Origin of the sequence: Streptococcus raffinosi, assembly GCF_030284685.1 — a bacterium.
Taxonomy (GTDB): Bacteria; Bacillota; Bacilli; order Lactobacillales; family Streptococcaceae; genus Streptococcus; species Streptococcus raffinosi.
Genome location: NZ_JASUZV010000002.1, coordinates 29909 through 42738, shown reverse-complemented (window position 1 = coordinate 42738; position 12830 = coordinate 29909). Strand labels below are relative to the sequence as shown.

Below are 12830 nucleotides of genomic sequence, written 5' to 3'. Positions count from 1 at the left end.
ATCAGATTGACATCTGATAGAGTCCTTTACTTATTTTTGCGTTTCTTTAGCACGATGTTTTTCAGGATTCCAAACAAAGCTAGCCACGTATGAGAAAGCCATTGTTAAAATCACCGCAACGATAGCCACAAGGCCAAGTGGTACACGGTAGATATAGGTCAATGGGTTTGGTTTCTTACCTGTTTGATAGCTCAAAGCTTCTTCATCAAGGCGATCAAATTCAGACTGGATACGACGGGCAACCTCTTGAATATTCTCATCATTCAAACGCTTCAAATCCGAAATATCAATAGGATTTCCGTAGTTCATATCTACACGTTCACCCGTCAAGAGCCCCTTGAGTTCACGAGGCCCTTGATAAACAACTGGCATAATTTTAACCTTTGCCATTTTAGCGATAACCGCAACCCCACCCTTAACATCAGAAGAATGACGGCTACCACTTGGGAACATAATCAAACTACGCTTGCTCTTTTTAAGCATATTAACAGGGTACTTAATAGCCTCCTGACCAGGATTTTCACGGTCAATTGGGAAAGCCCCACACATACGAATCCACCAGCCAAAGATGCGACTCTTGAAGAGCTCTTTCTTAGCCATGAAAATAAACTGCTTTGGACGAGCTGAAAAAGCCATATAAACAGGGTCCCACCAAGTCCGGTGAGGAGCTACCAAAATGTAATTCTCATCCTTACTCAATAACTTGTCACGATTGTGATAATGGGCATTGCCATTAATAATCCAAAGAAGGAAGACAACAAGCCCACGTAAATAAGCGTAAAACACGTTTTTACCTCTTTTTCTACAATTTTTTATATTATACTAGAAAAATGCGTTTTTTTCAGTAAAATACCAGTAAAAAAATTATGCAAAAATACATGAAAACATTATGGCACTTTCTCTTAGTTTGAGATATAATGTAATCATGAAAAGAAGTAATGATATTTTAGGGAATAATCGAAAGACACTTAATATTTGTCTTATTATAGCTAACCTTGCTGTACTTGCCGTTTTAGGCTTTGTCCTATTCCAGCACCAAAACTCTAAGGTTAATCGTATGGTGAAGACACCTAAAAATGAACAAGTGTCTAAGGGTTCAAGTAGCTCTTCAAAAGAAGCTAAAAAAGAGGATAAAACACAACTCAAAAAAGGAAGTAACCACAGCATTGCGGCGTCTGACTACGCCTATGATGTCACTGCCGTTAATAACACTATCCGAGGGAAATCAGATGATGTTAAGGGTAAGGTGGTCTTTTTAACCTTTGATGATGGGATTGATCCCACTTTGACACCACAAGTCATGGATATTCTGAAAAAGTACGGCGTTCACGCAACCTTCTTCCACATCGGCTATACCATCACCCCTGAAAATGGGGACATCCTCAAACGCCAAATTACTGAAGGACATGCCATTGCCAACCACAGTCTTAGCCATAACTTCAATCTGCTGTATCCAGGACGTGTTCCTAACCAAAGTCAGATTACTACTGAGGTTGACCAAACTATGGCTAATTTCAAGGCAATCTTAGGTAAGGATTTCAAAACAAGAATTTTCCGTTACCCTGGTGGTCATATGTCATGGCAAGGCCTAGAGGGAACCGACCAAGCTCTTGCTAAACAAGGTGTCCAATGGATTGACTGGAACATGCTCTGTGGAGATGCAGAACCACTCTCTGTTCGTCCAACTACATCTGAAAGCATGATGGCTTATATGGATGGTTCACAGAAATATTTCCCTGAAACTACTGTTAAAGTTGTACTAATGCACGATACAGCTGGTAAGGAGCTGACTGTTCAGACCCTTCCACAAATTATCGAATATTTCAAAAATCAAGGATATACCTTCGGTGTCCTAGAGTAATCACTCGCAACAGTTCCTTTGGGAGCTGTTTTTTGTTACAATAAAAACTATGACAAATCCAATTTTAAAAGATGGAGAACGCATTGACCAGCTCTTCTCCACAGATGTGAAAATCATTCAAAATAAGGAGGTCTTCAGCTACTCTATTGATAGCGTTCTCCTCTCTCGGTTTCCAAAAATTCCAAAGAAAGGATTAATCGTTGACCTCTGTTCGGGAAATGGGGCCGTTGGCCTCTTTGCCAGCACACGCACTAAGGCGCCGATTACCTTGGTAGAGTTGCAAGAACGCCTGGCTGATATGGCTAAACGCTCCGTCACTCTCAACCAACTAGAGGACCAGGTGACTGTTGTCAATGACGACCTGAAAAATTTGCTTGACCATGCCCCACGATCTCAGGTGGATCTTATCCTCTGTAACCCTCCCTACTTTAAGGCGACAGAAACGTCCAAGAAGAATCTCTCCGAGCACTACCTCTTGGCCCGTCATGAAATCACGACGAATTTAGAAGAAATTTGTCAGGTTGCACGTCATGCCCTCAAATCTAACGGGCGCATTGCCATCGTGCATCGCCCTGACCGCTTTTTGGATATCATCGACACCATGCGCCAGTATAATCTAGCACCTAAACGCATCCAGTTTATCTATCCTAAAATGGGACGAGAGGCTAACATGCTCCTAATTGAAGCCATTAAAGACGGTTCAACAGATGGCTTGAAAATCCTTCCACCTCTCTTTGTGCACAAGGAAAATGGTGATTATACCGACGAAATCTTTGAGATTTACTTTGGGAAAAAGACTGAGGGTGAGTCCTAAACGATGACAGAAAAGGATAGCAAGGCCTACATGTATGTGGTTGAGTGTGCTGATGGCACCTTCTATACAGGCTACACCACAGATGTCGAACGCCGCCTCAAAACCCATAACTCAGGCAAAGGCGCCAAGTATACCAGAGCTCGCCTACCAGTTAAACTCCTCTACTCAGAAGCCTTCACTAGCAAGCCTGAAGCCATGAGCGCCGAAGCACGCTTTAAGAAAAAAAGCCGAGAGAAAAAACTGGCCTATATCAAAGAACACACGGAAAAATAACCGTGTGTTTTTTGGTCTTGAATTATCAAATTAAGTACATACTTTCCTCTTATAAGACTTCATAAGATGTTTTCCAGTTATGATATTTTCGTGCCTTATTATTAAGTTTGTTCTCTCACAGCTGAATGATCTGATTATCAACCAATGTTAGATCACTTCCATTTGGAATATACTCTCATAGTAGTACAACTCATGCGCGCGAGTGATTCTACATGCTCTAAAAAGCTTTAAAATCAGTAGTATTACTCCAAATTTAGTAAAAAAAAAAGACACCCTGGAAGGTGTCCTGAATTAAATTCACAGTAAATGCCACAATATAGATAAACTCATCTTTAGATATAAATAATCTTACAAAATGCTTCCATGCTTCTTATTCTCTAATTAAACCTACTTTTATAAATTAAATTAAACAACCACTGAAGATTGATTAATGGTTTTGGTTGAGCATCAATCACAGGTTGAACGGTCTCTCTAATTTCTTTTAGGACTTTTCGTTGATTATATTTTATCTTGTGATAACGTTTGTCAAAAGCATCTTGGATAGAAAAATTACGATTAAGAAGATACATATCATCTGACTCCGAATGAAAAAATAGAGTATCACCTGTAAGATCTAATACAGACGTTTTAGTTCCTTTTTCTCTAGTTATAGAATACGACCCATCATCATCATAACTAATACCATCTATTTCCGGTGTATAGGCCCCAACCTTATTCTCCATCAGCATAATGATGTCCGGTTCTGTTCCCTCCTTATGAGGAATATGCTGAGCATAATAAACAGAGTTAAATTTTAAATTACAATAAGTATAGAGACTCATACACAAGACTGTAAGCAGTCCCACAAAAATCCCTAAAATAATTCTTTTTTGCATTGTCATCTTCTCTTTCCTTTTCTACGACCAAACAATTTCTTGACTGGAGTTACAACAAAACGTTTTACAGTATTTACGACAGGTCTTACAATATAACGTTTTGTTGCTTTTGCAATTGGTCTAACAACTTTTTGATAAATCGGTCTAACAATTGGTTTCACAACACGGTTGTAGACAGGTTTAACTATATTATTATAAACTGGTTTTATAACTTTCCTATTGATAAACCCAGATACTGGTTTAACGATACGATTATAAACTGGCTTACTTATATTGTTGTAAACAACCTTACCAACAGGTTTAACCACTGTATTATTAACAACCTGTACAATTTAATTTTATTGAATATTAATATTATCGAAAAATTTAATCCTCGTCAAGAGATATAACTTCCGCAAAAATAGTAATAAACACTAAAATATACTTCAATTAAGGAGAATATTGTCAATGAAATAGCATCTTTTGTCCTACTTGAAATGGTGCTGTTTTGATTCGATAAATTGCAAGAATAAGTGCAATTTATTATGTACCTATATTGTATATTCAAGGTATAGGAAAACGCTCTATTTTTTAGAGCGTTTTCATCTTTATTTATCACCCTTGTTACGGATAACAAAGCCATTTTTCTTTTCGCTTGAGGTACGGTGTGGACGTTTGTTGCCACGATTTTCGAAGTCACGGCTGTTTTTCTTAGACTTGCGTTTGAAGTCACGATAGCCACCGTCACGGTCATCACGGTTACGGTCGCCACGGTATCCACCACGACGGTTATTGTCACGGCCTCGGTTGCCACGACCACTTTTGCCTTTACCACCAAAGCTACCACCTGATGGTTTGAATGGCAATGGTTTTTCACGTGCAATTTCCACTTCTGGCATTGTCTCTGGATCTTGAACGGTCAAGCTCAAGATGTAAAGCGCCAATTCTTCAGGTGTGAATTCTTGAGCCAATTTAACCGCATCGCCCTTGAACTTGTCAAAGTTGGCACGGATAGCTTCATCCGCGAAGTCACGTTCAATTTTCTTAAGGGCAACTTTCTTCTTAGCCTGGAAGGCTTCTTGAGCTGTTGGTGGCTTAAGACCTTTCATGCGTTTCTTCGTCAAGTTTTCGATGATTCCCAAGTAACCCATTTCGTTTGGAGCAACGAAAGTAATCGATTGACCTGATTGGCCTGCACGGCCTGTACGTCCAATACGGTGAACGTAGCTTTCTGGATCTTGTGGAATATCATAGTTGTAGACGTGAGTGACACCTGAAATGTCAAGACCACGCGCCGCAACGTCTGTGGCAACCAAGATATCGATTTGGTCGTTCTTGAAGTCACGGATAACACGAAGACGTTTGTTTTGGTCAAGGTCACCGTGGATACCTTCTGCACGGAAACCACGAAGTTTCAAACCACGTGTCAACTCGTCCACACGACGTTTGGTACGTCCAAAGACGATTGACAATTCAGGTTGGTCAACATCCATAAGGCGAGTCATGGTATCGAACTTCTCTTGTTCCTTCACTCGGATAAAGTATTGGTCAACGTTAACATTGGTCAATTCTTTAGCCTTGATTTTCACATGCTCAGGATCTTTCATGAACTGAACGCCAATACGTTTGATAGCATCAGGCATAGTTGCTGAGAAGAGAAGGGTCTGACGTTCTTCTGGTACTCGGCTAATGATAGCTTCAATGTCTTCAAGGAAGCCCATGTTAAGCATTTCATCCGCTTCATCCAAAATCAAAGTCTCGATATTATTGAGTTTAAGAGCCTTACGTTTGATAAGGTCAAGGAGACGACCTGGTGTTCCTACAACAATGTGGGCACCTGAACGGAGGGCCTTGATTTGTTTCTCAATGCTAGAACCACCATAGACTGAGCGAACTTTAACGCCCTTGTCACGACCAAAACGGAAAAGCTCTTCTTGAGACTGCACTGCTAACTCACGTGTTGGGGCAATCACAAGGGCTTGGATTGTATTTTCTTCTGTACGAATTTTATCTAGGGTCGGCAAACCAAAGGCAGCTGTTTTACCAGTACCAGTTTGGGCCTGACCGATAACATCCTTACCTTCAAGAGCGAGTGGAATCGTCAACTCTTGGATAGGTGATGGCTTTTCAAAACCGGCAGCTACAACAGCTGATTGGATGTCTTCTGATAGGTTTAAATCTGTAAATTTCAAAGTATTCTTCTTTCTATTTGAAGGTGGTGCGAAGCCACCTTATGAGACTTGGTTGTGTAGTATGTTAACTACCTGTATTTAATAGTCGTTTATTTTAACAACTCATCTAGTCTATCATATTTAAGAATAAAAAGACAGTGAATAACGTTTTAAAACCGCCTCCAATTTGAGAAGACGGTTTCACTCACTAATTATTATTTATGGACCAACCAACGCAAGTAGCGGGCCAAGACCAAACAAAGAATCGCACTACCGATAATGATGAAAATCCAGGCTGGACTGACAGTCATAAACGGTAGAGGAACATTCATCCCAAAGAAACCGGTAATAACGGCAAGCACTCCTAAGAGTACCTCAATAATGGTCAGATTGCTCAAGTTGTTGTTCAGGTTGTTGTTTAGGATATTGTTATAAGAACCTGATAGTTGCAGTAAGACCTTAGAAATGAGGTCCGTCATGGCTACTAACTGTCTAGCTTCAATCATGGCATCATCAAACTGTTCTTTTTCGACCTCATTGAGACGACGATAAATGGCGTGCCCCTTGATGTGTTCCAATAGAAGACGGTTTTGTGTGGCTGCAGCCACCAAATAGACCATGCCTGTTTCCAAATCTGAAAGATCGTAAAGATTCTTACTGGTCGTGGTCCGTCTTAGGCGTCGACTAACCTCATCTTTTTGCTGATCCAAACATTCAATGACGGGATAGTAGGCATTTGAAATCATCTCAAGTCCTGCAAAGAGCAATTTGTAGATAGACAAATCCTCATGGTTATCCACATAATCTTGCATCTTGCTTATCACATAAGCGTTATCCTCGTTACTAATGGTCACCAAACGCGTATCTTGAACAATAAAGGTCAGAGGAATGGTTTCATAGTATTCCTTGTCCTTTTCAAGTGCCAGAACGTTATAGATAAAGGTGATTGTCCCATTCTCACGATTGTAGTCCATGTGAGCTCGTTCATTTTTATCCAAAGCATACTCTATGGTTTCCTGATCAATATCATACTTGGTATAAAGATAGGATTGCTCAGAAATAATATCTGAGTCGATATTAATCCAGTGACGCTTATAACCCAGTTCTTTTTCAATAAACATTTTTCTTCCTCATTACTCTAGTACTGCTGCTGCCAAAGCTTGTTGGATTTCAAAGACATTATTATCACTCTTAAATTGAAGGACCTCTGCAGGCTCCAGTGCTGATGAAATCCAAATCTTAAGTTCAGCATCTAGGTCAAAGTGGCCCGAGCTCTCTACAGTGAAACGAGAGATTGAGTGATAAGGGATAGACTTATAAGAAGTCTTCTTCCCTGTAACACCTTGTTTATCGACTAAAATCAAGCGCTTCTCTGTAAAGACAATCAAGTCACGAACAAGGGCATAGGCTAACTCCACCTGTTCACCTGGAATTAAGATGCCCTCCAATTGGCGCTCAACCTTATCATTATCTTTTTTAGATGCATTGCCAAGCAGTCCTGAAAAAAGTCCCATAGTTATTTCTCCTTTTTTATTGTAAAGATAATCCTTGCTTTAACTATACCACAATTTTAGGATTTCAGACACTTGCAAAAATGGGTTTCTGGTAGTACAATTAAGGAGTCACAAGAGGAGCAATTGCTGAGAATGGCTAGCTTGAATTTTTTTCAAGACTTGCCTAAACTCTTACCACCTGATCAGGTTAGAACCTGCGTAGGGATGTGTCTCAAAATAGATTGAAATAGAAGAACTTCTATGACAACGTTTTGATGTGGCAAAAATAGCCAATCAAGACGATTGGTATAGGAGGTTTTTTTATGTCGAAAACAAGTATTCGACCAATGATTGAGGTTGCACTTTTTGCAACTATCGCTTACATTCTCGACTTGGTTACTCAACCCATGTCCATAGGTCCTTGGATTTCCCTTTCCTTTAAAATGGTCCCTATCTTCCTCCTTAGTTTTCGCTGGGGAGTTGGAGCTGGTGCAATGGGAGGCCTTATCTGGGGATTACTCCAAGTGGTGACAGGACAAGCAGCCGGCGGTTGGCTAACCTTAACACAAGGTTTTCTGGAATATTTTGTTGCCTTTAGCCTTATTGGGATTAGTGGTGTGGTCAAACCAGTCCTCGATAAAGCCATCATACAAGGGAAAAAGCTCAAGTCTCTAGTGTATATCACTGGCGGTATTCTGCTAGGGGGCTTTTCACGCTATCTCATTCACTTTATAGCCGGTGTCATCTTTTGGGGAAGTTATGCTCCTAAAGGACAAAGCCCTTATCTCTATTCATTTATTGTCAATAGCTCATCCTTCCTTGGAGAAACATTGGCCAGCCTCATCGTTTTCTTCGCCCTACAACGATTCCTAGGCAGGTTACTAAATACAGAAAAATAAAAGAAACCATAGGACAGTCTTAATTGGAAGTCCTATGGTTTTTCTTGTTTATATAAAAAACAGCAATTATTGCCTATTCACAGTAATAACCTCACTTTTGTTTTACTGTATTCTATGTTAAGATACAAAAAGATATATGTTCCCATATATGCAAAATGGAGGTTTCCCATGCAAAAATTTGGAGAAATTTTTAAAAAATTTCGTGAATCAAGAGGGATACGATTAAAAGATATTGCAAAAGCTGGTATCTCGACATCTCAACTGTCTCGTTTTGAAAAAGGACAGACAGACTTAACCATTACAAAGTTTATGTTGATATTGGACGAGATTAATATGCCTATTGACGAATTCATGTATGCTGTCCATGATTTTCATCGTGATGAACTGAATGAACTATTAGCAAAGATTCAGCTTTTTGTATCAACTCATGATATTAATGGATTAAAGAAACTACTTAATTCCCAACTAAAATCAGAACATAAACGAGAAAAATTTCATCACATTAATACTATTTTATTAAAAATTCGCTTGCAAGATTTATCGGGAGAAAGCTATTATACACATCAGGACCTAACCGATTTAACCGATTATCTATTTAGTGTTGAGTACTGGGGTTATTATGAATTATTGATTTTTGCAAATACCTTAGATGTGTTGAACCATGAGACTCTTATGGTTTTGGCAAAGGAGATGTATAGAAGGTCTGATTTTTACAAAGAGATTCCTAATAATCGACGCATGATATCAACCATGTTATTAAATGTTTATATTACATGTATAGAAAGAGGAGAGCTCATTGATGCACTGTATTTCGAAAAACAATTAAACCAATGCTTTTTTATCGAGACTGAAATCTATGAACGATTGGTTTTTCAATATGCACAAAATTATTATCAATATAAAAAAGAAGGAAGCAATCAGTCTATTATCGAAATGAAGAAATGTATTGGTGCCATGAAATTGGCAGGGAGCGAGCATATTGCAAAGACTTATGAAGCACATTTGAAAAAATTGATAGAGGAAAATAGTTAGCAAGCATATATGGGAAATTATTAAATAAGATTATTATTCTTGTAAAATTATTTTGTTTAAAAATATGTGAATCCAATTTCATTTCCAGATTTGATAACTAATATGGAGAAACGATATGTCTAAATCCTTTCTGAAATTACTTATCTCTCAGTTATTTGCTAACTTAGCTGACATTTTTCTCAGGGTATCTCTCATTGCAAATATCTACGTCATTACAAAATCCGTTATTGCAACCTCAATGGTTCCGATTCTAATCGGATTGTCAGCTTTCGTGGCAAGCCTTCTTGTGCCATTAGTAACTAAAAAACTAGCCTTAAATAGAGTGCTTTCATTCACTCAATGTGGAAAGACTTTTTTATTAGCAATACTCCTTGTAATGCTCATTAAGGCTCAATTTGTTCCAGCCTTAGGAATGTATATCTTTGTTGTCGCTATTTCTATCTTAGATGGCTTTGCGTCGCCCGTATCTTATGCCATGATTCCTAGATATGCCACAAATTTGGGAAAGGCAAATGCTGCCTTATCAATGAGTGGTGAGGGAGTACAATTGATTGGTTGGGGACTAGGCGGTCTCTTATATACTTCGCTTGGTCTTTTTCCCACACTGTTGATAGTCTTACTCCTTTATCTCCTCTCCACTTTTGTGATGCTCTTTCTTCCTCAGGCTAAAATAGAGCAGTTAGAAGCGGAGACAAATATTGATACTCTAGTAAAAGGATGGAAGTTGGTTGCAAAAAATCCTAAATTAAAGTTATTTGTTCAAGCAAATTTATTAGAGGACTTCTCCAATACAATCTGGGTATCGTCTGTAATCCTTGTTTTTGTAACCGAGGTGTTAAAACAAACTGAAAGTTACTGGGGCTACTCAAATACAGCCTATTCCCTTGGTATCATTTTAGGTGGAATAATTGTCTACAAACTATCCGAAAAGTTTTTAGCGCATAAGTGGAAAAGTATTCTCTTTTCACTCTTAGCAATGGCGACCATCACAGCCAGTATCCTCTTTTTCTCAAATACACAAACATTTTTAATTTTCTCCAGTTTAATCGGCTTCTTTTCTCAGTTAAAAGAAGTACCTGAAAGTGTCTTTCTTCAGGAAACTGTCGATGAAAATCAGTTAGTACATGTTTATTCTGTATTTGAAGTCATTTCAACCCTTGCTTTTTCAGTTTTCGTCTTTCTGATGAGTTCTATTACTGAAAAATTTGGAATTACAACAAGTTTCTGGCTATCAACAATTTGCATACTTTTAGAAGCTGGCTTGATTTATCATAATCGTAATTATCTAAAGTAATTAATCATAGGTATACTTGATAACTATTAGGTTTATAAAAAATATAGGGCTATCTGATTAGATAGTCCTATATTTTTTTGTGTTGTTTTAGAGACGTGGCGTAGATATCAGTGCTAAGATATTACGACATGAGAAAACGGAAACGATACTTTTCCGTTTTCGAGTTAGTAAGGGACTTAGCCACGGTCTCATAGTATGTAGTGTAGATATCATTATTAAAATGTTACGACACGAAGTCAGACGAATCGATATTATTCGTCTGACGTAGTTAGTGAGACGGCTAGCTAGCCACAAGATAGTGGCTAGCGTCAAAAGATGAACGATTTAAAATCGTCATCTTTTGTGCCGTATTACATCTTCTCTTCCAATGTCACATCTGGATATTTGTCCGCAAACCAACGAAGGGCAAAGTCATTTTCAAAGAGGAAGACTGGTTGGTCAAAGCGATCTTTGGCCAAGATATTTCGGCTTGATGACATGCGTTCATCGAGGTCCTCAGGTTGAATCCAACGCACAGTCTTTTTACCCATTGGTGTCATAACGACTTCGGCATTGTATTCATTTTCCATACGGTGTTTGAAGACTTCAAACTGAAGTTGACCAACGGCACCAAGCATGTATTCACCTGTTTGGTAATTGGTGTAGAGCTGGATGGCTCCTTCTTGCACCAATTGTTCGATTCCTTTGTGGAAGGACTTCTGCTTCATGACGTTCTTAGCAGCAACTTTCATGAACAACTCTGGCGTAAAGGTTGGTAGTGGCTCAAATTCAAATTTGTTTTTACCTACAGTAAGGGTATCACCAACCTGGTAAGTTCCTGTATCGTAAACCCCGATAATATCTCCAGCCACGGCATTTTCAACATTTTCACGAGATTCGGCCATGAACTGAGTGACGTTAGAGAGCTTAGCTCCTTTACCAGTACGTGTTAGATTAACACTCATACCACGCTCAAATTCACCAGAAACGATACGAACAAAGGCAATACGGTCACGGTGACGTGGGTCCATATTGGCTTGGATTTTGAAAACAAAACCAGAGAAATCCTTGTTAAGAGGATCAATCTCATCACCATCTACGGTCTTGTGGCCATGTGGTTCTGGAGCAAATTTGAGGAAGGTATCGAGGAAGGTTTGAACCCCGAAGTTAGTAAGGGCAGAACCAAAGAAGACCGGTGTCAATTCACCTGCTAAAATAGCTTCTTCTGAGAATTCATTTCCTGCTTCTGTCAAGAGTTCGATATCTTCTTTAGCTTGCTCATAGAATGGGTTATTGGCAAATAGAGTATCACCATCTTCAATCTTGGCAAAGCGCTCGTCACCTTTATAGAGCTCCAAGCGTTCGTTATAAAGGTCATAAAGTCCTTCGAAGGCTTTACCCATACCGATAGGCCAGTTCATTGGGTAGCTGGCAATACCAAGCACTTCTTCCAACTCTTCCAAGAGGTCAAGTGGCTCACGTCCATCACGGTCCAATTTGTTCATGAATGTAAAGACAGGAATACCACGGTGTTTGACAACTTCGAAAAGTTTTTTGGTTTGGGCCTCGATACCTTTGGCTGAGTCAACTACCATTACGGCAGCATCAACCGCCATAAGGGTACGGTAGGTATCTTCTGAGAAGTCCTCGTGTCCTGGAGTATCAAGGATATTGACACGTTTGCCGGCATAGTCAAACTGCATCACAGATGAGGTTACTGAGATACCACGTTGTTTCTCAATATCCATCCAGTCTGATTTAGCAAAGTTTCCAGTTTTCTTACCTTTTACAGTACCAGCTTCACGGATTTCACCCCCAAAGTAAAGCAATTGTTCAGTGATTGTTGTTTTACCAGCATCGGGGTGAGAGATGATGGCAAAAGTACGGCGCTTTTTGATTTCGTCTTGAATACTCATAGTTTTCTTTCTTCTTTAAAAATAATCTTTTTGATACTTTTCCTTAGTGGCATGGATGTCAGCAGCTTCTTAGTAAATCTCAAAAATCCCATGTCCCAGAGCTACTAATAGCAATAGGGCTTTACCAGAACGAAAAGCAAGATCGTTGTAGCACTTCTTTCAGAAAATTCCTGTCTTTTGAAAGCTACATTTGTTGTCAAGGCTTGCGATAATTCTCGCAGGCACAGCTCTTTTATTATATCCA

General features: G+C 39.2%; 13 protein-coding genes and 1 riboswitch. Of the genes, 6 read left to right on the top strand and 7 right to left on the bottom strand.

All coding sequences use genetic code 11. The annotated features are described in order from the left end of the window. Positions 1 to 30: 30 nt before the first annotated feature. Positions 31 to 786, bottom strand: coding sequence for a lysophospholipid acyltransferase family protein (locus QRD39_RS01680; protein WP_285955436.1), 756 nt, complete (start codon positions 784 to 786; stop codon positions 31 to 33). Between the two features lie 103 nt (positions 787 to 889). Here QRD39_RS01680 and QRD39_RS01675 point away from each other — a divergent pair, with 103 nt between their 5' ends. From QRD39_RS01675 to QRD39_RS01665, 3 genes are read left to right on the top strand one after another with little or no spacing between them, the layout of a single operon-like run. After that, complete coding sequence (locus tag QRD39_RS01675; RefSeq protein ID WP_285955435.1) at positions 890 to 1861, top strand: polysaccharide deacetylase family protein; 972 nt, start codon at positions 890 to 892, stop codon at positions 1859 to 1861. A gap of 49 nt (positions 1862 to 1910) precedes the next feature. Further along, positions 1911 to 2675, top strand: coding sequence for a tRNA1(Val) (adenine(37)-N6)-methyltransferase (locus tag QRD39_RS01670; RefSeq protein WP_285955434.1), 765 nt, complete (start codon positions 1911 to 1913; stop codon positions 2673 to 2675). 3 nt (positions 2676 to 2678) lie between these two features. Beyond that, positions 2679 to 2948: a GIY-YIG nuclease family protein gene (locus QRD39_RS01665; RefSeq protein ID WP_164376280.1), complete on the top strand. Its 270-nt coding sequence runs from the start codon at positions 2679 to 2681 to the stop codon at positions 2946 to 2948. A 377-nt stretch (positions 2949 to 3325) separates the two neighbouring features. Here QRD39_RS01665 and QRD39_RS01660 read toward each other — a convergent pair whose 3' ends face one another. From QRD39_RS01660 to QRD39_RS01640, 5 genes are all read right to left on the bottom strand, one after another. After that, positions 3326 to 3823, bottom strand: a complete 498-nt coding sequence (locus tag QRD39_RS01660; protein ID WP_285955555.1) for a hypothetical protein — start codon at positions 3821 to 3823, stop codon at positions 3326 to 3328. 2 nt (positions 3824 to 3825) lie between these two features. Further along, positions 3826 to 4131, bottom strand: a complete 306-nt coding sequence (locus QRD39_RS01655; protein ID WP_285955433.1) for a hypothetical protein — start codon at positions 4129 to 4131, stop codon at positions 3826 to 3828. 279 nt (positions 4132 to 4410) lie between these two features. Beyond that, complete coding sequence (cshA, locus tag QRD39_RS01650) at positions 4411 to 5994, bottom strand: degradosome RNA helicase CshA (RefSeq protein ID WP_285955432.1); 1584 nt, start codon at positions 5992 to 5994, stop codon at positions 4411 to 4413. Positions 5995 to 6188: 194 nt separating this feature from the next. Continuing rightward, positions 6189 to 7094: a magnesium transporter CorA family protein gene (locus QRD39_RS01645; protein ID WP_285955431.1), complete on the bottom strand. Its 906-nt coding sequence runs from the start codon at positions 7092 to 7094 to the stop codon at positions 6189 to 6191. A gap of 12 nt (positions 7095 to 7106) precedes the next feature. Next, on the bottom strand, positions 7107 to 7487 hold the full coding sequence (locus QRD39_RS01640; RefSeq protein WP_002891573.1) for a PH domain-containing protein: 381 nt from the start codon (positions 7485 to 7487) through the stop codon (positions 7107 to 7109). 103 nt (positions 7488 to 7590) lie between these two features. Continuing rightward, positions 7591 to 7709, top strand: a riboswitch (TPP riboswitch). Positions 7710 to 7789: 80 nt separating this feature from the next. On the opposite strand from QRD39_RS01640, the gene thiT reads away from it, so the two are divergent. The 3 genes from thiT to QRD39_RS01625 all read left to right on the top strand — a co-directional run bounded on the left by thiT (position 7790) and on the right by QRD39_RS01625 (position 10691). Next, positions 7790 to 8365 (top strand): energy-coupled thiamine transporter ThiT, encoded by a 576-nt coding sequence (thiT, locus tag QRD39_RS01635; protein ID WP_285955430.1) that lies wholly within the window; start codon positions 7790 to 7792, stop codon positions 8363 to 8365. A 168-nt stretch (positions 8366 to 8533) separates the two neighbouring features. After that, positions 8534 to 9397, top strand: coding sequence for a helix-turn-helix domain-containing protein (locus QRD39_RS01630; protein WP_285955429.1), 864 nt, complete (start codon positions 8534 to 8536; stop codon positions 9395 to 9397). Positions 9398 to 9512: 115 nt separating this feature from the next. Continuing rightward, positions 9513 to 10691, top strand: a complete 1179-nt coding sequence (locus QRD39_RS01625) for a ryptide export MFS transporter (protein WP_048673836.1) — start codon at positions 9513 to 9515, stop codon at positions 10689 to 10691. A 350-nt stretch (positions 10692 to 11041) separates the two neighbouring features. Here the strand turns inward: QRD39_RS01625 and QRD39_RS01620 are convergent, their stop codons facing one another. Then, positions 11042 to 12586 carry a peptide chain release factor 3 gene (locus QRD39_RS01620; protein ID WP_008535319.1) on the bottom strand — a complete coding sequence of 515 codons (1545 nt, stop codon included), beginning with the start codon at positions 12584 to 12586 and terminating at the stop codon, positions 11042 to 11044. Positions 12587 to 12830 lie beyond the last annotated feature (244 nt).